19 protein-coding genes and 1 pseudogene are annotated in these 20,650 nt (G+C 63.2%); 14 read left to right on the plus strand and 6 right to left on the minus strand.

Annotated features, from left to right (window positions below; genetic code table 11):
• Window positions 1–67 precede the first annotated feature (67 nt).
• From AWB75_RS17035 to AWB75_RS17070, 8 genes are all read left to right on the plus strand, one after another.
• Window positions 68–1,690 carry an ABC transporter substrate-binding protein gene (locus AWB75_RS17035; RefSeq protein ID WP_061125267.1) on the plus strand — a complete coding sequence of 541 codons (1,623 nt, stop codon included), beginning with the start codon at window positions 68–70 and terminating at the stop codon, window positions 1,688–1,690.
• An 84-nt stretch (window positions 1,691–1,774) separates the two neighbouring features.
• Entirely contained in the window at window positions 1,775–2,731 is a 957-nt protein-coding gene (locus AWB75_RS17040) for an ABC transporter permease (RefSeq protein ID WP_061125268.1), read from the plus strand.
• On the plus strand, window positions 2,728–3,660 hold the full coding sequence (locus tag AWB75_RS17045) for an ABC transporter permease (protein ID WP_061125269.1): 933 nt from the start codon (window positions 2,728–2,730) through the stop codon (window positions 3,658–3,660). The genes AWB75_RS17040 and AWB75_RS17045 overlap by 4 nt, the downstream gene beginning before the upstream one ends.
• 8 nt (window positions 3,661–3,668) lie before the next feature.
• Entirely contained in the window at window positions 3,669–5,492 is a 1,824-nt protein-coding gene (locus tag AWB75_RS17050; protein WP_061125270.1) for an ABC transporter ATP-binding protein, read from the plus strand.
• The gene (locus AWB75_RS17055) at window positions 5,489–5,800 is read left to right on the plus strand and encodes a (2Fe-2S)-binding protein (protein WP_061125271.1); all 312 of its coding nucleotides are present in this window, start codon (window positions 5,489–5,491) and stop codon (window positions 5,798–5,800) included. The genes AWB75_RS17050 and AWB75_RS17055 overlap by 4 nt, the downstream gene beginning before the upstream one ends.
• The gene (locus AWB75_RS17060; protein WP_061125272.1) at window positions 5,785–7,173 is read left to right on the plus strand and encodes an FAD/NAD(P)-dependent oxidoreductase; all 1,389 of its coding nucleotides are present in this window, start codon (window positions 5,785–5,787) and stop codon (window positions 7,171–7,173) included. Before AWB75_RS17055 ends, AWB75_RS17060 begins: the two co-directional genes overlap by 16 nt.
• Window positions 7,170–8,339 carry an NAD(P)/FAD-dependent oxidoreductase gene (locus AWB75_RS17065; protein ID WP_061125273.1) on the plus strand — a complete coding sequence of 390 codons (1,170 nt, stop codon included), beginning with the start codon at window positions 7,170–7,172 and terminating at the stop codon, window positions 8,337–8,339. The genes AWB75_RS17060 and AWB75_RS17065 overlap by 4 nt, the downstream gene beginning before the upstream one ends.
• Window positions 8,336–8,752 (plus strand): helix-turn-helix domain-containing protein, encoded by a 417-nt coding sequence (locus tag AWB75_RS17070; RefSeq protein ID WP_061125274.1) that lies wholly within the window; start codon window positions 8,336–8,338, stop codon window positions 8,750–8,752. Before AWB75_RS17065 ends, AWB75_RS17070 begins: the two co-directional genes overlap by 4 nt.
• Here the strand turns inward: AWB75_RS17070 and AWB75_RS17075 are convergent.
• Window positions 8,666–9,637, minus strand: coding sequence for a LysR family transcriptional regulator (locus tag AWB75_RS17075; protein WP_061125275.1), 972 nt, complete (start codon window positions 9,635–9,637; stop codon window positions 8,666–8,668). The genes AWB75_RS17070 and AWB75_RS17075 overlap by 87 nt on opposite strands.
• 101 nt (window positions 9,638–9,738) lie before the next feature.
• Here AWB75_RS17075 and AWB75_RS17080 point away from each other — a divergent pair, with 101 nt between their 5' ends.
• From AWB75_RS17080 to AWB75_RS37095, 6 genes and pseudogenes are all read left to right on the plus strand, one after another.
• Window positions 9,739–10,815 (plus strand): ABC transporter ATP-binding protein, encoded by a 1,077-nt coding sequence (locus tag AWB75_RS17080; protein ID WP_061125276.1) that lies wholly within the window; start codon window positions 9,739–9,741, stop codon window positions 10,813–10,815.
• Between the two features lie 70 nt (window positions 10,816–10,885).
• Window positions 10,886–11,599 (plus strand): HAD-IA family hydrolase, encoded by a 714-nt coding sequence (locus tag AWB75_RS17085; protein ID WP_061125277.1) that lies wholly within the window; start codon window positions 10,886–10,888, stop codon window positions 11,597–11,599.
• A 5-nt stretch (window positions 11,600–11,604) separates the two neighbouring features.
• Entirely contained in the window at window positions 11,605–12,939 is a 1,335-nt protein-coding gene (locus AWB75_RS17090; RefSeq protein WP_061125278.1) for an NAD(P)/FAD-dependent oxidoreductase, read from the plus strand.
• Entirely contained in the window at window positions 12,936–13,847 is a 912-nt protein-coding gene (locus AWB75_RS17095) for an ABC transporter permease (protein ID WP_061125279.1), read from the plus strand. The genes AWB75_RS17090 and AWB75_RS17095 overlap by 4 nt, the downstream gene beginning before the upstream one ends.
• Window positions 13,844–14,641, plus strand: a complete 798-nt coding sequence (locus tag AWB75_RS17100) for an ABC transporter permease (protein ID WP_061125280.1) — start codon at window positions 13,844–13,846, stop codon at window positions 14,639–14,641. Before AWB75_RS17095 ends, AWB75_RS17100 begins: the two co-directional genes overlap by 4 nt.
• Window positions 14,642–14,688: 47 nt before the next feature.
• A pseudogene (locus AWB75_RS37095) lies at window positions 14,689–14,829 on the plus strand (aldehyde dehydrogenase family protein); the annotation flags it as partial.
• Here the strand turns inward: AWB75_RS37095 and AWB75_RS17110 are convergent.
• The 5 genes from AWB75_RS17110 to AWB75_RS17130 form a co-directional block, all read right to left on the minus strand.
• Window positions 14,817–16,541 carry a GMC family oxidoreductase gene (locus AWB75_RS17110; protein ID WP_061125281.1) on the minus strand — a complete coding sequence of 575 codons (1,725 nt, stop codon included), beginning with the start codon at window positions 16,539–16,541 and terminating at the stop codon, window positions 14,817–14,819. The pseudogene AWB75_RS37095 and the gene AWB75_RS17110 sit on opposite strands and share 13 nt — an antisense overlap.
• A gap of 15 nt (window positions 16,542–16,556) precedes the next feature.
• Complete coding sequence (locus AWB75_RS17115; RefSeq protein WP_061125282.1) at window positions 16,557–17,618, minus strand: ABC transporter substrate-binding protein; 1,062 nt, start codon at window positions 17,616–17,618, stop codon at window positions 16,557–16,559.
• A gap of 211 nt (window positions 17,619–17,829) precedes the next feature.
• Window positions 17,830–18,177 carry a cupin domain-containing protein gene (locus AWB75_RS17120; RefSeq protein ID WP_061125283.1) on the minus strand — a complete coding sequence of 116 codons (348 nt, stop codon included), beginning with the start codon at window positions 18,175–18,177 and terminating at the stop codon, window positions 17,830–17,832.
• Between the two features lie 10 nt (window positions 18,178–18,187).
• Entirely contained in the window at window positions 18,188–19,168 is a 981-nt protein-coding gene (locus tag AWB75_RS17125; protein WP_061125284.1) for a M14 family metallopeptidase, read from the minus strand.
• Window positions 19,165–20,637, minus strand: coding sequence for an NAD-dependent succinate-semialdehyde dehydrogenase (locus AWB75_RS17130; protein WP_061125285.1), 1,473 nt, complete (start codon window positions 20,635–20,637; stop codon window positions 19,165–19,167). The genes AWB75_RS17125 and AWB75_RS17130 overlap by 4 nt, the downstream gene beginning before the upstream one ends.
• Between the last annotated feature and the right edge of the window lie 13 nt (window positions 20,638–20,650).

The following is a 20,650-nucleotide window of genomic DNA, read 5'->3' on the forward strand; positions in this document are numbered from 1 at the left end:
GACAGGCGGCCTAGATTCCAAAACGAAGCCGTCGACAATATCCACAGTCCCTATCGCGGAGAAGTTCATGAGCATCGACAAATCGCCCGAAGCACTCGCCCATGCCGATGCAGGCACACGGCTCGAAGAACTGACGCGCCGTGGCGCGTCGCGGCGCAACGTCCTGCGCGCGATGGCCGCGGGCGGACTGCTCTCCGTGACCGGCGCGGGCCTTCTCACCGCGAGCGGCGCGGCGTTCGCGCAGGACAAGCCGAAGCAGGGCGGACGCATCCTCGTGGCGACGCAGTCGTCTTCCGCCGCCGATACGCTCGATCCCGCCAAGGGCTCGCTCGGCACCGATTACGCCCGCGCGTTCATGTTCTACAGCGGCCTCACCGAACTCGACAATCATCTCGGCGCGAAGATGGCGCTCGCCGAATCGCTCGAAACGAAAGATGCGACCGTGTGGGTCGCGAAGCTTCGCAGCGGCGTGCAGTTCCACGACGGCAAGTCGCTCACGCCGCAGGACATCATCTATTCGCTGATGCGCCACAAGGACCCGGCGATCGGCTCGAAGGCGAAGACGCTCGCCGATCAGTTCAAGGAAGTCAAGGCGACCGGCCCGAACGAGGTGACCATCACGCTGACGGGCGCGAACGCCGATCTGCCCGTGATCCTGGCCGACTCGCATTTCCTCATCATCAAGGACGGCACGACGGACTTCAAGACGGCTGTCGGCACGGGACCGTTCAAGGTCAAGGAATTCGCGCCGGGCGTGCGCACCATTGGCGTGCGCAACGAGAAGTACTGGAAGCCGGGCATGCCGCATCTGGACGAAGTGGAGCTCATCGGCATCGCGGACGAACCGGCGCGCGTGAATGCGCTCATCTCGGGCGACGTGCAGCTCATCAACGCGGTGAGCGCGCGTTCGACCGAGCGCATCAAGGGCACGCAGGGTTTCACGGTGCTCGAAACGAAGACGGGTCAGTACACCGATCTCATCATGCGCGACGATGGCGGCATCACGGGCAACGCGGACTTCCGCCGCGGCATGATGTATCTGATGGACCGCGAGCAGATGCGCAAGACGATCTTCCGCGGCTATGGCGCGATCGGCAACGATCAGCCGATCGATCCGAGCAACAAGTACTTCATGTCGGGCCTGCCGCAGCGCGCATTCGATCCCGAGAAGGCGAAATTCCACTTCCAGAAGGCGAAGGTCGGCAACACGCCGATTCAACTGTACGCATCGCCGGCGGCGGAAGGCTCCGTCGAAATGGCCGTGTTGATGCAGCAGGTCGCGCCGCAGGCGGGCATCAATCTGCAAGTGATCCGCGTGCCGTCCGATGGCTATTGGTCGAATCACTGGATGAAGCATCCGCTCGGCTTCGGCAACATCAATGCACGTCCGAGCGCGGACGTCATCTTCACGCAGTTCTTCAAGTCCGATGCGCCGTGGAACGAAGCCAACTGGAAGAGCGAGCAGTTCGATCAGTTGCTGGTCAGCGCGCGCGGCGAGCCGGACGACGCGAAGCGCAAGAAGATCTACGGTGACATGCAGGAGCTCGTGCACACGGACGGCGGCATCGGCATTCCGATGTTCCAGAGCTCGCTCGACGCCCACACGACGAAGTTGAAAGGTCTCGGCGGCATTCCGCTCGCGGGCCTGATGGGCTGGATGTTCGCGGAGAACGTGTGGCTCGAAGCGTGAACGCGGTGTAAGCGGGGCGCGCGCCGTCATGTGCAACAGCGACGGCGCGCGATATGAACCCTTCAAAACGAGAGGCGATATCCGATGAAAGTTCATGCGCAACGACTCGTCGCCGCGCGCTTCGGCCTCGCGCTGCTCACGCTCCTGATCGTGTCGATGGTCGTGTTCGGCATTACCGGTCTCTTGCCGGGCGATGCCGCGCAGCAGGCGCTCGGCCAGGCCGCGACGCCCGAGCAGGTGGAAGCGCTGCGACATCAGTTCGGCCTCGATCAGCCCGCGATCACGCGTTACGTGCAGTGGCTCGTGCATGTCGTGACGGGCAACTTCGGCACGTCGCTGTCGAACAATCTGCCCGTGAGTGAGCTGATCGCGACACGTCTGCCGAACTCGCTCGTGCTCGCCGGACTCACGGCGCTCGTCTCCGTGCCGGTCGCGCTTTTCATCGGCATTGCATCGGCGATGTATCGCGGCTCGCTCCTCGATCGCACGCTCAACGTCGTCACGCTGTCGACGGTCGCCGTGCCGGAGTTTCTCGTCGCGACCATCGCCGTGCTCATCTTCGCGGTGAAGCTGCGCTGGCTGCCGGCGTTGTCGTACCTGTCGGATGTGTCGTCGTTCGGCGCGCTCCTGCGCACTTACGCGATGCCGGTGATGACGCTCTGCTGCGTGATCGTCGCGCAGATGGCGCGCATGACGCGCGCGGCGGTGCTCGATCAACTGAACGCGTCGTATGTGGAAATGGCGGTGCTCAAGGGCGCTTCGCCCATGCGCGTCGTGTTGCGGCATGTGTTGCCGAACACCATCGGGCCGATTGCGAACGCGGTCGCGCTGAGCCTCTCGTATCTGTTCGGCGGCGTGGTGATCGTCGAATCGATCTTCAATTATCCCGGTCTCGCGAGTCTCATGGTCGATGCCGTCACGAACCGCGACATGCCGCTCGTACAGGGCTGCGTGATGGTGTTCTGCGCGGCGTATCTGTCGCTCGTGCTCATCGCCGATCTGGCTCAGATCGTCTCCAACCCGAGGCTGCGTCAACGATGAATCGGAACGTCTCTTCACACGCCACGACCGTGATATACGATCAACCGCCAGCCGACGCGCCACAAGAACAAGCGCCCGCCGCCGTCAGACGCAGCGCGTTGAGCCGGCTCGTGCATCGCTTCTCGGTGCTCGGGCTGATCGGTCTTTTCATCGTGATCTTCTGGCTCGCCATTGCGTTCATCGGGCCGGTCGTCGCGCCCTACAAAGGCGGCGCGTTCACATCGACGGAAATCTTCGGCTCGTATAGCGCGGCGCATCTGCTCGGCACCGACTATCTCGGCCGCGACATGCTGAGCCGCATTCTCTACGGCACGCAATACACGGTCGGCCTCGCGCTCGCATCGACCGTGGCGGCGAGCGTCATCGGCACGTTCTTCGGTCTGGTCGCGGCGGTGTCGGGCCGCTGGGTCGATGAAGTGCTGAGCCGTCTCTTCGATGCGCTCATCTCGATCCCGAGCAAGATTCTCGCGCTCGTGGTGATCGCGGCGTTCGGCTCGTCCATTCCGATGCTGATGATGGTCGCCGCGCTCGCGTATATCCCCGGCGCGTTCCGCATCTCGCGTTCGCTCGCGGTGAACATCATGACGCTCGAATACGTGCAGGTCGCGAAGGCGCGCGGCGAAAAGCTGTTCTATATCGCGCGCGTGGAAGTGCTGCCCAACATGATTCATCCGATGCTCGCGGACTTCGGCCTGCGCTTCGTGTTCATCGTGCTGCTGCTCTCGGGCCTGAGCTTCCTCGGCCTCGGCGTGCAGCCGCCGAATGCGGACTGGGGCTCGCTCGTGCGCGAGAACATCGGCGGTCTTGCTGAAGGCGCGCCCGCCGTGCTGATGCCAGCGGTTGCGATCGCGACGCTCACGGTCGGCGTGAATCTGCTTATCGACAGTCTGCGTCGTCATGGCGCGCGCTCGCAGGGAGGCGGCCAGTGACTACGAACATGATCGAAGTGAAAAGCCTGCGTGTGGTAGCAGGTCATGCGCCGGACCCGGTCGTCGAGATCGTGAAGAGCGTCGACTTCACGGTGAAGAAGGGCGAAGTGCTCGCGCTGATCGGCGAGTCGGGATCGGGCAAGACGACCATCGCGCTGGCCTTGCTCGGGCACGCGCGCAGCGGTTGCGCGATTGCGGGCGGGTCCGTTAAGATCGGCGATATCGACGTGCTCGCGCTCGACGAAAAGGGCCGCCGCGCATTGCGTTCGCGCACGGTCGCGTATGTCGCGCAGAGCGCGTCGGCGGGTTTCAATCCCGCGCGCACGATCATGGATCAGGTGACCGAGCCGGCGCTGCTGCACAGGCTGATGACGGCCACGGCAGCACGCGAGAAAGCCATCGGCCTCTTTCGCAAGCTCGCGTTGCCGAATCCTGAAACCATCGGCGACCGGTATCCGCATCAGGTGTCGGGCGGCCAGTTGCAGCGCCTGATGGCCGCGATGGCGCTGATCACCGATCCCGCTGTGGTCGTGTTCGATGAACCGACGACAGCGCTCGATGTGACCACGCAGATCGAAGTGCTCGCCGCGTTCAAGGGCGTGGTGCGCGAACTCGGCACGACGGCGGTGTATGTATCGCACGACCTGGCCGTGGTTGCGCAGATGGCGGACCGCATCGTCGTATTGAACGGCGGACGTGTGCGCGAAAACGGCGCGACCGCGCAAGTACTCGATGCGCCCGCCGACGACTACACGCGTGAACTGCTCGCGGCGACGCGCCGCCCGGAAGTGGAACTCACTACGGATAACGAAGTAAGTGCGACGCCTCTGCTGGAGATCCGCAATCTGAGCGCGGGCTATGGACGCATCGATGGGAACGGCGTGCCCGCCGTGCGCGTGCTCGATGACGTGAGCCTGAAGATCGCGCGCGGCGCGACGCTCGGCGTGATCGGCGAATCGGGTTCGGGCAAGACGACGCTCGCGCGCGTGATCGCGGGCCTCGTCGATCGCGCGCGCGGGGACGTGCTGCTCGACGGCAAGCCCTTGCCCGCGAAGTTATCGGAGCGCACGCTCGATCAATATCGGCGCGTGCAGATCGTGTTTCAGAACGCCGACACCGCGCTGAACCCGAGCCGCACCATCGCCGATATTCTCGCGCGGCCGATGAACTTCTATCACGGTTTGCGCGGCCCGGCGGCGGAAAAGCGCATGCTCGAACTGCTCGATCTGGTGAAGCTGCCGGCGTCGATCGCGAAGCGTCAGCCCGGCGGTTTATCGGGCGGACAGAAGCAGCGCGTGAATCTCGCGCGTGCGCTCGCCGCCAAGCCTGAGCTCATTCTCTGCGATGAAGTGACGTCCGCGCTCGATACGGTCGTCGGCGCGGCGATCCTCGATCTGCTCGCGGAACTGCGCCGTGAGCTGAAGGTGTCGTACATGTTCATCAGCCACGACATTTCGACGGTGCGCGCCATCTGCGACGAAGTCATCGTGCTCTATGCGGGGCAATGCGTCGAAGCGGGCCAGCGCGATGCGCTTTCGCATCCACCGTATCACCCGTACACGGGCTTGCTCGTCGATTCGGTGCCCGCATTGCGTCCCGGCTGGCTGGATGCGCGCCGCGCGATGGCGCTCGCCGCGCTGCCCGCGCTCGGCCCGGAAAGCGATGCGCGCGAGTTGTGCAGCTTCCGTTCGCGCTGCGCCGCGCGCATCGACGGCAAGTGCAACGTCACGCCGCCCGTGAAGAGGACCTTGCCTTCGGGGGCAGAGATTCTGTGTCATCACAGCGCCGCCGATCTCGCGCGCATGCAGTCGGCGGATACGGTGACGGCATGAGCGGACGCTTCGTGAGAGTCGCGGAGACAGGGCGCAGGACGTTCGAGATCCTCATTGATGGCAAGCGCGCGTTGGCATCGGAAGGCGATACGTTGATGGTCGCGCTGCTCACATCGCAACATGATCTGCGCGACTCCGAATTCGGCGATGGCCGCCGCGCGGGATTCTGCGTGATGGGCGCGTGCCAGGACTGCTGGGTATGGACCGCACAGGGCGAGCGCGTGCGCGCATGCACGACGCAGGCGCTCGAAGGCATGTCGATCGTCACGCGTCTCACGGAGGCGGAGGGCGTATGGCCGCTACTGTAGTCGTGATCGGCGCGGGACCGGCGGGCGTGCGCGCGGCGCAGGCGCTCGTGCAGGCGGGCTTGCGTCCCATCGTCGTCCATGAAGGCAGAAGGGATGGCGGGCAGATTTATCGTCGTCAGCCGGAAGGTTTCACGCGCACTTACGAAACGCTGTACGGCACGGAAGCCGAACGCGCGCGCGCGTTGCATGATGCGTTCGACACGTTGCGCGCGAAGATCGACTACATGCCCGATACGCTCGTTTGGAACATCGAGCCGAAGGCAGTGCATGTGGTGAGCGGCACGCGTCATCGCAAGATCGCATTCGATGCGCTCATCATTTGCAGCGGCGCGACGGACCGGTTGATGCCCGTGCCCGGCTGGCATCACGCGGGCGCGTATAGCTTGGGCGGCGCGCAGGTGGCGTTGAAATCGCAGGGCTGCGCGATCGGTTCGCGCGTCGTGATGATGGGCACGGGACCGTTGCTCTATCTCGTCGCCGCGCAATACGTGAAGGCGGGCGCGACGGTCGGCGCGGTGCTCGACACTTCGACGTTCGCGCAACGGCTGCGCGCATTGCCGCAATTGCTCGCGATTCCATCGGCGCTGAAGAAAGGCATCGCGTTGATGAAGGTGCTGAAAGACGCGCGTGTGCCGGTTCATCGCGGTATCACGCCGCTTGCGATCGATGGCACGCCGGAACATGGCGTGCAAGGCGTGCGCGTCAAGCGTGCCGATGGCGCGACGCTGCAAGTGACATGTGATGCCGTCGCGCTCGGCTATCACTTGCGCTCCGAAACGCAGCTTGCCGATCTGGCGGGCTGCGAATTCCGCTTCGATCAGGCGTTGCGGCAGTGGCTTCCCATCGCCGATGAAGACGGCCGCAGCAACGTGAAGGACATCTACCTCGCAGGCGATGGCGCACGCGTGCGTGGCGCCGATGCGGCCGAACGCGCCGGTAAGCTCGCGGCTTTGGCCGCGTTGAAGGACCTGAGCCTTGCGCACGATGCCGCCGAAGCCAACCGCTTGCGCACGCAACTCAGCCGCTACACGCGCTTCGCGGCAGGCTTGCGCACGGCCTTCCCGTGGCCCGCGCGTTTCGCCGCCACATTGCCGGATGACACCATCGTGTGCCGCTGCGAGGCGATCACGGCGGGCGAGTTGAGACACGTCGTCAACGAGATGGGCGCGAAGGAAGCGAATCGCGCCAAGGCCTTCTCGCGCGTTGGCATGGGCCGATGCCAGGGCCGCTTTTGCGCGCATGCGGGCGCCGAAGTCATCGCAGCCGAGGCGCGCGTGCCGCTCGAAGCGGTCGGCCGCCTGCGCGGGCAAGCGCCCGTCAAACCTCTGCCGATGGCGCTCGCGCCGCACGCGGACATGGAGACGAGCGAATGAGCGAACGCGCCGATGTGATCGTGATCGGCGGCGGCATCGTCGGCACGACGACCGCTTTCTTTCTGCGTCGCCGCAAGCGTTCGGTGATTCTTCTCGAACGCGGGCTGACGGGACAGCAGGCGAGCGGCGTGAACTTCGGCGGCGTGCGTCGGCAGGGACGCGCGCTCGAACAACTCGGGATGTCGAATCGCGCGCTGGAAACATGGCGGCATGCGCGCGAGTTGCTCGGCGAAGATGTCGAATTCCTGCCGTCGGGCCATACGCGCGTGTGCTATCACGCGCACGACGCCGAATACTTTCATCGCTATGCCGCCGATGCGCGCGCCTATGGTCTCGATCTTGAAGTGGTCGAAGGCGCGGCGATGTTCAGGCGCTATCCCTTTCTCGGGCGCGACGTGCTCGCGGCATCGATCTCGCCGGTCGATGGTCACGCGAATCCGCGTCTCGCCGCGCCCGCGTTCGGACGCGCGGCGGCACGGCTCGGCGCGCGCATCGTCGAGAACACGGAAGTGGTGCGCGTGGAGAAAGAGGCGGGTGGCTTTCGCGTTGACACCGCAACGGGCGAGGTGTATCGCGCGGAGCAAGTGCTGATTTGCGCGGGTGCATGGGCCAACGCGCTATCGACGCAATTCGGCGAACCCGTGCCGCTCGCCGCGCGCGGCCCGCAAATGGCCGTGACCGAGCCCGTGCCGTATGTCTTCAAGTATTCGATGGGCGTCTATTCGTCGATCAAGCAGGAGAGCGTGTATTTCCGGCAGATTCCGCGCGGCAATATCGTGCTGGGCGGCGGCCCGCCCGGTCCCGCGAATGCCGATACGAAACGCGCATCCGTGCTGCCCGACAACACCGTCGCGCAGATGGCGCAGTTTCGCCGCATGGTGCCCGCGATGCGTCCGCTGCATGTGATTCGCGTGTGGAGCGGCGTGGAAAGTTATCTGCCGGATTCGGAGCCGGTCATCGGCCCGAGTTCGAAAGTCGATGGCCTGTTCTACGCATTCGGCTTTTCCGGCTCGGGCTTTCAGATCGGTCCGGGCGTGGGGGAAACGCTCGCCGAATTGCTCGACAGCGGCAGCACGCCGATTGATCTCGCATCGTTTTCCATCAGACGATTTCAGCGCGCATCGTCGACGCACGCGGAATCGGTCACATCCGAGACTTCGCCATGAGTCAAGCCAATCTCGTCGACGCGCTCGCCTATATCGAAGCCAATTTCGACAAGACCGTGAGCCTCGCGCAACTCGCGGATCTTTCGGCGCTGAGCGTATCGCGCTTCGCGACGGTGTTTCGTCAGCAATTCGGGCTTTCGCCGTACAAGTACTTATGCGAATTGCGCGTGCGCCGCGCGCAGATGTTATTGCTCGCGGGCGTGCCGGGTTCGGTCGTCGCGACGGAAGTCGGCTTCTTCGATCAAAGTCATCTCGCGCGGCATTTCAAGCGGCTATGCGGCGTGACGCCGAGCGCCTTCGTCGCGCGCACGCGCAAGAAAGCGCGTTCAGCCGAGCTCGATGCCGGTCTGATGAAGCGCGTCGCGCAAGCCGAGACGCGGGTACTGGCTTTCGACGACGCGCATGTCGCTTAGCGCTTCCTGGATGATCCACGCGCGCACATCGGCGACGATGGGCCGCACGGGCTGATTCGGCGGCGTGAGCAGACAACAGCGGCGGCTCGTGACGATCAGCTCTTCTTCGGCCGGCACGAGCGTGCCTTGCGCGAGCCAGTGCGATGTCACGTTGAGCCAGCCCAGCGCGATGCCTTGCCCGAGCAGCGCCGCCTGCACGACGATCGCGTAATCGTTGAAGCTCAGCATGCCGGCCGCATGACGCTCTTTCTTCGCGAAGGCATGAAAACGTTCGTGCCAGCCGCGCTCTTCGTCATCCATGACGATGACCGTATCGCCATGCGCGCGCCCCGCTTCCGATTGCGCATGCTCGTGATAGCGCGGATTCGAAAGCGGCAGCAGCATTTCGGGCATCACGAGAACGGCGTTTTCATCGATCTCTTCGTCGTGAAGAAAACGCATGCCGAGATCGACATCGACAAGCGGGCCGCCAATGCGCCCCGATATCAATTGAAACCGCAGATCCACGGAAGGAAACGCCTGATTCAGCCGGCTCATGCGCGGCATGAGCCAGTGTGTCGTAAAGCCGGTGGATACGGACAGCGTGACGGTTTCGATGCCCGTTGCGCGCGCCTCGATTTCACGTATCGCGCTTTCTATGCCGCTGAAGCCTTCCGATATCTTTCGATAAAGAATCCTGCCGCTTTCCGTCAGTTCGATACCGCCGCGCACGCGCTCGAAAAGCCGCACGCCGATATGGTCTTCCATGCGTGCGAGCATGCGGCTGACCGCTGGCTGACTGACATAAAGCTCCTGCGCGGCGCGCGTGAAATTTCCGCAGCGCGCGGCGGCTTCGAACACGAAAAGCGCATTCGCGCTGGGCAGTTTTCTGCGAAGGTTTGGCATGACTTCATGTTATGCCCGATCCAACAATTTTGGAATTGCCGTCAAAAACATCGCGACATAGTATTTTCCCAACCTCTCTCTTTTTCGATGAGACGAACGTCATGGACGCACGAGCAAAAACAGGGGTGTCGATCAGGTCCGCGACCAAGCGCTATGGCGCGGTGACGGCGCTGGAAGACGTATCGCTCGATATCGCGCCGGGCGAGTTCGTCTCGCTGCTCGGGCCGTCGGGCTCGGGCAAGACGACGCTGCTCGGCATTCTCGGCGGCTTCGTGCAGCCGACATCGGGCAGCGTGTGGGTCGGCGAGCGTGACATTACATTTGCGCCGCCGCACAAGCGCGAGATCGGCATCGTGTTCCAGAACTACGCGCTGTTTCCGCACATGACCGTGGGCGAAAACGTTGCATTCTCGTTGCGCGCGCGCCGCGAGCCGAAATCGACATGGGCGAAGCGTGTCGCCGAAGCGCTCGCGATGGTCGAGCTCAAAGGTTATGAAAGCCGCAGCATTCATCAGCTTTCCGGCGGTCAGAAGCAGCGCGTTGCACTTGCACGCGCGATCGTGTTTCAGCCGCAACTCATTCTGATGGACGAGCCCTTGTCCGCGCTCGACAAGCAATTGCGCGAGACCATGCAGATCGAATTGCGCAGACTGCATCGGCAGCTCGGCGCGACCATCGTCAACGTGACGCACGATCAGCGCGAAGCACTCACGATGAGCGATCGCGTCGCGGTATTGAAAGACGGCAGGCTCGTGCAGATCGATACGCCCGAGCGCCTTTACGACCGTCCCTGCGATGCGTTCGTCGCGAGCTTCATCGGCGAGGCGACGATGCTCGATGTCACGCGCGCCGGCGACGATGCCGTGCGTCTCGGCGATACCGTCCTGCGCACCGCGCATCCCTTGCCGCGCGGCGAAAAGCTATTGCTCGCGGTGCAGACCGAAAAGCTCGTCATCGACGGTGAGCATCGTCATGCGAACACCAATCGTCTTTCGTGCCGCGTGACCGAAGTGCTTTATCAAGGCGAGAGCCTGCGTGTGTTCGCCGCGCTCGCCGACGGCACCACGATCAGTCTTCGTCAACCCGGCAGCCATGAGGCGCGCAGGCGCATTCCGACGCCGGGTGCATGGATGACCGTCGCGCTCGATCCGCAGGACACGATCGTCGTGCCGGCCTGATTCTTTCACCGCCTGTGCACGGGCGATTTCGACTGCCAACGTAGCTGCGCAACCCGTAAAGGATGAAGCAATGAATCTCACCGATTTCAAGGTTCTGACGTTCGATGTCGTGGGCACGCTGATCAATTTCGAAAAGGGCGTGCTGGATTCGGTGCGCCGGCTCGGCGGCCCGAAGGCGCGCGACCTGACCGACGATCAGATTTTCGAGCCGTACATGGAAGGGCGCGCGATCCATCCGGGCCGCTCGAGTCATGAAATGGCGAACGTGTATCTGCATCTCGCGAAGAAACTCGGCTTGCCCGACGATGCGCAATCCGCCGCCGCATTTCAGCGCGACGTGCTCGAATGGCCCGCGTTCGATGATTCCGTTGCCGCATTGAAGCGCCTGCGCAAGCACTTCCGTCTGGTTGCGATGACCAATGCGGACCGCGTTGCATTGTCGGCGTATGCACACACGCTCGGCAATCCGTTCGACGACACCGTGTGCTGCGATGAAACCGGCGTCGCGAAGCCCGATCCGCAATTCTTCGCATATAACCGCGGGCGTCAGGCGGCTTTCGGCTACAAGTTCGAGGAGATTCTGCATACGGCGCAGAGCCAGTATCACGACATCGGCATTGCGACGCAGCTCGGTTATGCGACGTGCTGGATCGAGCGGCGTCAGGGCATGAAGGGTTTCGGCGCGACGCCGGTGCCCGAAAGCGTCACGACGCCGACGTGGAAGTTCGCGACGCTCGCCGCGCTCGCGGATGCCGTCGACGCCGAAGTGCGCGCCGCTGCATAACGACGATGCGCGCCCCGACGACACAACCGCGCCCGCAGCCCGAATCGCTATGGCGGGCGATGGCAGCGCGCGTGCCCACGATGAACGCGCCCGTGAGCACGGGCGCACCGCTCGCACGCGATATCAATGTGGAAGTGGCGATCATCGGCGCGGGTTATTCGGGCTTGAGCGCCGCGTATGCGTTGCAAAAACGCGGCGTCGAATGCGCGGTGCTCGATGCGAATCCGGTCGGCTGGGGCGCGAGCGGGCGCAATGGCGGCGTGGTGTCGTCGAAGTTTCGCGTGTCGTTTCCCGCGATCGCGAGCGCGCATGGCATCGACGTCGCGAAGCGCATGCATCGGCTCGCGCATGATGGCGTGCGCACCGTCGAGGCGTTCATCGACGAGTTCAGGCTCGAACGCGCGCGCTTCGAGCACACGGGCAGCCTGCGATGCGCGCATACGGAACGCGCGCTGGAGTCGATACGCGCCGAAGCGGACTGGGTTCGCACGGCGCTGAACGATACGTCGATGAGCGTGCAATCGCGCGCGGAAGTGGAGCACGAGACCGGCTCGAAGGGTTTCGTCGGCGGTGTGCTGAGCGCGGACGCGGGCACGATCCTGCCGCTGGAATACGTGCGCGGCATCGCGGCGGGATTGACCGCGCGCGGCGTGAAGATCTACGAGTCGACGCCTGTTATCGACATGTCGCGCGCGCAGGATGGCCGCGTGCTTTTGAAGGCGCCTGGCGGCACGGTGCGCGCGAAGCAGGTCATCGTCGCGACGAACGCGTATTCGAATCTGACCGACGCCACCGCTTCGTATCATCGCGAGCTCGTGCCGTTCAGAAGCGCGATGATCGCGACCGCGCCATTGCCGCCGGAACTGGATCGGCAACTCATGGTCAATCGGCGCAGCTACACCGAAACGCGCCGCATGATGAAGTGGTTCCGCAAGGTCGATGGACGCATGCTCTTCGGCGGCCGCGATGCGTTCGGCAAGGAAGGCGAGCCGACCGGCTTCGATGCGCTGCAACGCGCGATGATCGCGCTCTTTCCGCAATTGAAGGACGTGGCGGTGGACTATCGCTGGTCGGGTTACGTGGGCATGACGTTCAACGCGCTGCCGCATGTGGGCCGCAGCGACAGCGCCACCACATTCTGTCTCGGCTATAACGGCGCGGGTGTCGCGATGGCGAGTCTGATCGGCCAGCATGCGGCGGCGCTCGCGCTCGGCGACCAACCCGAGCTCGCGCTGCTCGCGCAGGACGGCTTGCGGCCCGTGCCGTTTCACGCGCTGCGCGCGCCGGGCGTGAGGCTCGTCGCCGCGTGGTATCAGTTTCTCGACGCCGTGGGTGCATGATGACGACAGCCAAACGGATTCTCCAGGACACCGCCGTGATCCCTTCCGCGACGATCGACCCTTCGGTGCGCCATCAGCGTCGTGAAGACCGCGCGATGCTGCTGCTGATGGCGCCCGCGCTGCTGGTCATCGTCGTGCTGCTCGTCGTGCCGCTCGCGTGGCTGTCGTGGCAATCGTTCTATCACGATGGCGTGTTCTCGCTCGTGAATTACAAACGCGTCTTTACCGGCGCGTATCTCGACACGTTTCTTCTCACGTTCAAGCTAAGTTTCATCGTGACGGCCATTACGCTCCTGCTCGGCTATCCGGTCGCGTACTTCGCGGCATCGATATCGCCGCGATGGAGCGCGCTCGTGCTCGGCATGGTGATCCTGCCGTTCTGGACCAGCGTGCTCGTGCGCACGTATGCGTGGCTCGTGCTGTTGCAACGCACGGGTCTCATCAACAAGACGCTGCTCGGCATGGGTCTCATCGATCGTCCCTTGCAGCTTTCGTATAACCAGTTCGGCACCGTCATTGCGATGGTGCATATCCTCTTGCCGTTCATGGTCCTGCCGCTCTATTCCGCGATGCAGAAGATTCCGCCGAATCTGTCGCAAGCGGGTGCGAGCCTCGGCGGTTCGCCGTTGCATGTGTTCCTGCGCGTGTTCCTGCCGCTGTCGATGAGCGGCGTGCTCGCGGGCGTGACGCTCGTCTTCGTGCTGTGCCTCGGCTTCTACATCACGCCCGAACTGATGGGCGGCGGCAAGTCGATGATGGTGTCGATGATCGTGAGCCGCAACGTCGAGATCTATAACTCGTGGGGTGCGGCGAGTTCGGTGAGCGTGGTGTTGCTCATCTGCGTGTTCGCGATCTTCTATGCGGTGAGCCGCGTGATTCCGCTCGAAAAGACACTGGGGGCGAAATGAATAGCTTATCGTTTGGCCGCGTGACGCTCGGCGCATCGGTGATGCTGATACTGGCGTTTCTGATGATTCCCGTGGTGATCGTCGTGCCGCTGTCGTTCTCGGATGCGCGCTTCCTGACGTTTCCGCCGCCCGCGTATTCGCTGCGCTGGTATCACGCATTCTTCGATAACCCCGCGTGGATCGACGCCGCCAAGACGACTTTCGCGGCATCGTCATGCGCGGCGCTGATCGCGACGCCGCTCGGCATCGCGGCGGCGTATGGCATTCAGTACGGGTCGCACTGGTCCTTGCGCTACTTGCGCCCGCTCCTGATGCTGCCGCTGATGGTGCCGATCATCATCGTCGCGGTGGGCGTGTTCTTCGTCTTCACGCAGATGGGCTATGTGAACACGCTCGGCGGTCTTATCATCGCCGATACGATGCTCGGCCTGCCTTATGTGCTGATCTCCGTCGGCGCGGATTTGCGCACCTTCGACCGCACGCAGGAAATGGTCGCGCGCAGTCTCGGCATGAACCGCTTTCGCGCGTTCATGGCGGTGACGCTGCCGCAAATCAAGGCGAGCGTGATTTCGGGCGCGGTGTTCGTGTTCATTCAGGCGCTCGATGAAACCGTCGTCGCGCTGTTCATTTCCGGCGGCAATAATCAGACGCTCACGCGCCGAATGTTCGTCACATTGCGCGATGAAATCGATCCGACGATTGCCGCCATCAGCACCATGCTGACCGCGCTGACCTTGTGTCTCGTGATGATCGTCGTCGTGAGCCGGCGATCGTCGGCTGCGGCGCGGGCCTGATTCTTTTACTGACAAAGATATGCGACGTCTACAGCAGTTTTATATCGAGTGTGTACGTGAATTATCCGGCCTGGGACCCGGGCTCGCCGTTCGGGGGTTACAAGCAGTCGGGAAACGGGCGCGAGTATGGCGAGTGGGGACTGGAGGCGTTTCTGGAAGTGAAGGGGATCGTGGGTTATGGGGAGTAGTCGAGGGGTTGGGCGGAGATTGCGCGTTGGTCGGGCGATCTGCCGCGCAACCCATCCGCCACTCTCTCCGCGATCATGATCGTCGGCACATTCGTGTTGGCGCAAGGAATCGACGGCATCAGCGACGCATCGCACACGTATAGCCCGTCGACGCCATAGACCGCGCCATGTGAATCCGTCACCGCGTGCGGATCGTTCGATGAACCCATGCGGCAAGTCCCCGACGGATGCCACGTTCCGCCTACATTGCGCATGACGAATGAGCTCATCGCTTCATCATCGCCGAGTAATTCGTCGATGCTCGCACCTTGCGTCACGACGCTTCTTACGAGCCCACCGCGCAACGGTCCGGCGATATCGAGCAGGGCGCTCAACATGCCGCGCTGCACGGCGTTCCATGTGCCCGGCACCGCGACCGCAGCCACACGCGGCGAATAACTCGACGGAAAGATCACATCGCAATGCGCTTTCATGGAAGCCGACGCGAGCACGCCAGCGCCGAAGCGCAATGCGAGCTTGAGCCGTTCGAGATCGCGCGCGTCGGAGAGCATCGCGAAATCGACGTCGGGTTCATCGAATGCGTTCTTCGATGCAAGCGTCACGCGTCCGCGCGAGTACGACTTGTTGACCCAGAAGAAGATCGTGCCGAGCCGATAGCCCACGGAATGCCAGCCCGAGCGCGAGAGAATCGCGCCGTGCATGTCGCCCCGCACGGTGTCGGGCAAGCCCGAAGAGAAGCGCACGATCGCCTGCTCGTGATGTTCGTCGCGAAACGGCGTGCGTGCGGCGCGCGGCAGAAACGTCGACACGGCAATCGACGGATGCTCCATCAGATTGCGCCCGACGCCGGGGCGGTCCGCGCGCACATCGACGCCGAGCGCGGCGAGTTCATCGGCGGGACCGATGCCGCTTCTCATCAGCAACGCGGGACTGTGGATCGCACCGGCCGATACGATCACGCGCAGCGCGTGCACATCGTGATGCGTGCCGTCATCGCGAACGATGCGCGCGCCTATCGCTCGCTTGCCATCGAACAGAATGCGCTCGACGACATCGCCCGTGCGTATCGTCAGATTGCTGCGCGCTCGAACCGCATCGTCGAGATAACAGACGGACGTGGGAATGCGTTCGCCCTTCGCGCTGACAGCGATCGATCCGATGAACGTGCCGTCTTCCCAAAGCCCGTTCTGATCGTCGTGCATCGAATGACCGCTTTCGGCGAGCGCGCCGAGGACCGCGCGCACGAAGGGCGAAACACGGACCCAACGCGCGCGTTGAATACGCAACGGTCCATCATTGCCATGCAGCGGGCCGCTGAAATCGCAATCCGTTTCGAGCTTGCGAAAGTAGGGCAGACACGTCTGCCAGTTCCAGCCCTGCGCGCCGAGCGCCTCCCATTCGTCGTAGTCGGCGGGCGAGCCGCGATTGGCCATCAGCGCGTTGATGGCCGAACCGCCGCCCAGAAGCCGCGCCTGTTCATAGCGACGCAGCGCGGCGCTCATGCTCATGCGCGCCTTCAACGCTTGCCAGATATTGCGCGTGTCGAGATAGGCGCGGCCTGGATAGCGGCTGCGAATGGCATCGGGCATCGTGCGCGCGGAAATATCGCGACCCGCTTCGACGAGGCACACGTTCACGGGCGCATCTTCGGAAAGTCGCGCGGCCAGCACGCAGCCCGCCGAGCCGCCGCCCAGAATCAGCGTGTCGAACACGACAAGGCTTTAGTGTTACTGCATGAACTTGAGCCAGCGCGCCTTCGCCTGAATGCCGGGTTCCGATGCCCACCATTCCTCCGACAACAGCGCCTGCTTCGCCGCGTTCGCGGGCGCACTCGGCAATTCGGCCGCGCGCTTTTCGCTGATCTTGCCGGTCTTGAATGCGGCCGGATTGCCGGGGCCGTAATCGATATAAAGCGGCAGATTCGCCTGCAATTCCGGCGATACGGCGGCGTTCAGGAAGCGCACCGCGTCATTCATGTTCGGCGCGTTCTTCAGAATGCAGAGCTGGGTGTTTTGCAGAATGCCATCGTTGAACGTGAAGGCGACGTCGGGAACGTCTTTCATCACGGCGCTCGCGCGGCCGTTCCAGATCATCGTCATGTCGACTTCGCCGTCGTGCAGCAATTGCGCCGACTGCCCGCCCGAGGTCCACCACACCGTGACGTTCGGCTTGATCTGTTCGAGCTTCTTGAACGCGCGATCCACATCGAGCGGATACAGCTTGTCACGCGGCACGCCATCGGCCAGCAACGCGGCTTCGAGCACGGTCGTCGGATCGTTGCGCAATGCACGCGTGCCGGGGAAGTTCTTCACGTCCCAGAAGTCCTTCCAGCTTTGCGGCACTTTCTTCAGCGTCTTTTTGTTATAGGCGATGACCGTCGAATAGAACTCGTACGCCACCGAATAGGGCGTGCGGTATTTCTCGGGAATGGCCGCGGCGTTGGGAATCTTCGAGAAGTCGAGCTTTTCCAGCAGACCTTCACGCCCGCCGCGCAGGCAATTCGATGTCGGCGTATCGACGACATCCCAGATCGGCTTGCCCGTCGCGCCTTGCGCCTTGATCTGCGGCCACGCATCCGGAATGCTGTCCTGATTGATGGTGATGCCGAGCTCTTTGGCGGCGGGATCGAGAATCGCCTTCGTCTGCGCTTCCTGATACGCGCCGCCTTGCGATACGAACGTGATCTTGCCCGCGGCGAACGCCGGCGCCGTTCCCGCGATGGTCAACAGCAATGTCATCGCGAGAGGACGAACAGGAATGAGCGGGCAGCGGAACCTTGCAATCTTCATCACGGCGTTTTCCTCGACAAGGTTGAAGCAGTGGACGTCTTGCAGGTCGCGCCGTCCCGCCCGCCTTCATCCTCAAGCGGGGACGACGCGAGGATGAATAAAAATATATTGAGTCAAATAGAAGGCGGCAACGCCGGAATTGTTGGAGTGACCATGACCTGATGTTATATCAGGGCATTGGTCACAATGCGATTGGTCACAATGCGATGCGCTATTGAAAGATCACGTACACCTTGCGCATGGTTTCATCGACTTCCCATGTGCCTTCCGTGTTCGCCGCGAAGAAAAGCGTGTCGCCACCGCTGAAGTGAACGGTATCTTCGCCATCGGGCGTAAAGCGGCCGCTGCCCGCCAGAAAGTGCATGACTTCCGCCTGCTTGACCGCGCGTCGATACGTGCCGGGCGTGCATTCGAACACGCCCGTATCAATCGCCTCGCTGCCCGGAATGACTTTCTGCACGCCGGATATCCTGATCTCCTGCGTGCCTGGAAGTCCCGCCGTGCCCCAATCTTCCAATCCGTTTATCGCAATGCTTTGCTTGATCTGCTGAACTTTCATGATGTGGTCTTCAATGGGATCTGATTCGACGTTCGATCTTGCCGAGCCGCACGACCGTCACGCCGGGCCGCAACTGGCGCAGCGACGGCATCACGAGCATGCAATCGTCGTAGGATGTTTCGACGCGCTCGCCGTCCGACCAGCCGATCACGCTGCCCGCATCGGGAAACACTTCGAGACCGGTGTAGTCATGGGCGAAACGGAAGTCCATGCTCTTCGCGACGACAGGTTCCGTCACGCGCACGACGAGCATTTCTTCCGGCGATGGCTGTATCCAGTCCGCGGGCAAATCTTCTTTGTCGATAACGCCGGATAGCACGAGAAAACGCGCGGTCACATCGCGTGCGACCGTTACGGCGTTCGCTTCCCAATGCTGTCCGCATTCGATGAGCAACGCATTCTTGCTGCTTGCCGGATCGCCGAAGCCTTCGTAATCGCGCATGCGCCGCCCTTCGGGATGACCTTCATCGCAGATGACGGTCGCGGGCGTGCCGAGCTTCGCCGACAATTCGATGCCTTTATCGAGCGGCCCGGCGACGATCAAGGGCTTGCTCTTTTCATGCATCGAATGGAGATCGAGCAGCAGATCCACAGTGTCGATGACAGGCCGCATCGCGCGGGCGCGGCGCAATTCGCTCGAATCGCGCGATGTATCGTCGAGCGCCTGCGCGGTCCATACGCGATTGAAGTCCTGATCGACGAAGCGCGACGCATCCGGCTTGTCCGCATTGAAGCGCTTATACGCGTCGACATTCGCGAACGCCAGCGTGAGCTTGCCTTGACGCGGCCGCAACTGCGCGCGCAGCAAGGCATCGACCACGATTGCGCCGCACACTTCATTGCCGTGCGTGAGCGCGTTGATCATCACATGCGGACCGTCGACGCCCGAATCGAACGTATGCACATACGGCACGCCCGCATTGCCCGATGCGTGCGCGTCGATATCGGGAAACACAATCTCGATGGGGTATGCGTTCAAATGCGCATTCATTCGAGGCCGCCCTGACAGAGATATTTGATCGACAGATAATCGTCGAGGCCGTACTTCGAGCCTTCGCGTCCATAGCCCGATTCCTTCACGCCGCCGAACGGCGCGGCTTCGCTCGAAATCGCGCCTTCGTTGATGCCGACCAATCCCGTTTCGAGCAGACGCGACACGCGATCGATGCGTTTCGCGTTCTGGCTATAGAAGTACGATGCGAGGCCGAACGGCGTGTCGTTGGCGACGCGAAGGGCTTCTTCTTCATCGTCGAAACGAAAGAGCGGCACGACCGGGCCGAATGTTTCCTCGCAGCTCAGTTGCATCTCGGGCGTGGCGTCGGCGAGCACGGTCGGCGCGTAGTAGTTCGGGCCGCGTTCGGAAAGGCGCTTGCCGCCGGTCAAAACGCGGGCGCCGCGTTCAACGGCGTCGTTCACATGGCGCTCGATCTTCTCGACGGCCCGCGCGTTGATCATCGGGCCGATCTGCGCATCGGCGTCGGTGGCGGGCGCGACCTTCAATGCAGCGACGCGCTTCGTCAACAAGTCGGCGAATTTGTCGTAGACGGACGATTGCACGTACACGCGATTCGGGCACACGCAGGTCTGCCCGCCATTGCGGAATTTCGATACCATCAGTCCCGTGACGGCGGCGTCGAGATCGGCGTCGTCGAACACGATGAAGGGCGCATTGCCGCCGAGTTCCAGCGACAGCTTCTTCAACGTACCCGCCGATTCGCGCGCGAGATACTTGCCCACCGGCGTCGAGCCGGTGAAGGTGATCTTGCGCACGCGGCCGTCTTCGAGCCAGTCGGCGACGGCTTCCTGCGCGTTTTCGCGCGATGCGCTGATGAGGTTCAACGCGCCCGCCGGCACGCCCGCTTCATGCGCGAGCATCACGAGCGCAAGCGCGGTGAGCGGCGTGTCTTCAGCCGGCTTGCCGATGACCGTGCAGCCCGCAGCGAGCGCGGGCGCGATCTTGCGCGCGATCATCGCGAGCGGGAAATTCCACGGCGTGATCGCAGCGACGATGCCCACCGGCTCCTTCACCGCGCTCATGCGCTTGCCGCGCTGCTGCTGCGGAATGATGTCGCCATAGATGCGCGTGGCTTCTTCGGCGAACCAGGCGACATACGACGCGCCGTACATCACTTCGCCGCGTCCTTCCGCGAAGGGCTTGCCTTGTTCGAGCGAGATCAGACGGCCGAGCGCGTCCGCGTTCTCGACGATCAGCGCATGCCAGCGATGCAGCACGGCCGCGCGATCCTTCGGCAAGGTATCGCGCCAGGCGGGGAAGGCCCGCGCGGCGGCATCGGTGGCGGCGCGCGCATCGGCGGGGCCGCTGTCGGCCACTTGCGTGATGACTTCGCCCGTCGCCGGGTCCGTGACCGCGAAGCGCTTGCCGCTCGCTGCGGGCACCCATTTGCCGTCGATGAAGTTATCGGCGTGAATCAATTCCTTCAATTCATAACGCTTCGTCATGATCGTCTCCAGA

Origin of the sequence: Caballeronia catudaia (genome assembly GCF_001544755.2) — a bacterium.
Classification (GTDB): Bacteria; Pseudomonadota; Gammaproteobacteria; order Burkholderiales; family Burkholderiaceae; genus Caballeronia; species Caballeronia catudaia.

Excerpts from the sequence above, each read along its gene's own strand:
- AWB75_RS17070 (WP_061125274.1), top strand. The coding sequence starts at position 8,336 with ATGAGTCAAGCCAATCTCGTCGACGCGCTCGCCTATATCGAAGCCAAT.
- AWB75_RS17115 (WP_061125282.1), bottom strand. The coding sequence starts at position 17,618 with ATGAAGATTGCAAGGTTCCGCTGCCCGCTCATTCCTGTTCGTCCTCTC.
- AWB75_RS17075 (WP_061125275.1), bottom strand. The coding sequence starts at position 9,637 with ATGCCAAACCTTCGCAGAAAACTGCCCAGCGCGAATGCGCTTTTCGTG.
- AWB75_RS17125 (WP_061125284.1), bottom strand. The coding sequence starts at position 19,168 with ATGAATGCGCATTTGAACGCATACCCCATCGAGATTGTGTTTCCCGAT.
- AWB75_RS17100 (WP_061125280.1), top strand. The coding sequence starts at position 13,844 with ATGAATAGCTTATCGTTTGGCCGCGTGACGCTCGGCGCATCGGTGATG.
- AWB75_RS17045 (WP_061125269.1), top strand. The coding sequence starts at position 2,728 with ATGAATCGGAACGTCTCTTCACACGCCACGACCGTGATATACGATCAA.
- AWB75_RS17085 (WP_061125277.1), top strand. The coding sequence starts at position 10,886 with ATGAATCTCACCGATTTCAAGGTTCTGACGTTCGATGTCGTGGGCACG.
- AWB75_RS17040 (WP_061125268.1), top strand. The coding sequence starts at position 1,775 with ATGAAAGTTCATGCGCAACGACTCGTCGCCGCGCGCTTCGGCCTCGCG.
- AWB75_RS17065 (WP_061125273.1), top strand. The coding sequence starts at position 7,170 with ATGAGCGAACGCGCCGATGTGATCGTGATCGGCGGCGGCATCGTCGGC.
- AWB75_RS17120 (WP_061125283.1), bottom strand. The coding sequence starts at position 18,177 with ATGAAAGTTCAGCAGATCAAGCAAAGCATTGCGATAAACGGATTGGAA.
- AWB75_RS17080 (WP_061125276.1), top strand. The coding sequence starts at position 9,739 with ATGGACGCACGAGCAAAAACAGGGGTGTCGATCAGGTCCGCGACCAAG.
- AWB75_RS17055 (WP_061125271.1), top strand. The coding sequence starts at position 5,489 with ATGAGCGGACGCTTCGTGAGAGTCGCGGAGACAGGGCGCAGGACGTTC.
- AWB75_RS17130 (WP_061125285.1), bottom strand. The coding sequence starts at position 20,637 with ATGACGAAGCGTTATGAATTGAAGGAATTGATTCACGCCGATAACTTC.
- AWB75_RS17090 (WP_061125278.1), top strand. The coding sequence starts at position 11,605 with ATGCGCGCCCCGACGACACAACCGCGCCCGCAGCCCGAATCGCTATGG.
- AWB75_RS17060 (WP_061125272.1), top strand. The coding sequence starts at position 5,785 with ATGGCCGCTACTGTAGTCGTGATCGGCGCGGGACCGGCGGGCGTGCGC.
- AWB75_RS17035 (WP_061125267.1), top strand. The coding sequence starts at position 68 with ATGAGCATCGACAAATCGCCCGAAGCACTCGCCCATGCCGATGCAGGC.
- AWB75_RS17050 (WP_061125270.1), top strand. The coding sequence starts at position 3,669 with ATGATCGAAGTGAAAAGCCTGCGTGTGGTAGCAGGTCATGCGCCGGAC.
- AWB75_RS17095 (WP_061125279.1), top strand. The coding sequence starts at position 12,936 with ATGATGACGACAGCCAAACGGATTCTCCAGGACACCGCCGTGATCCCT.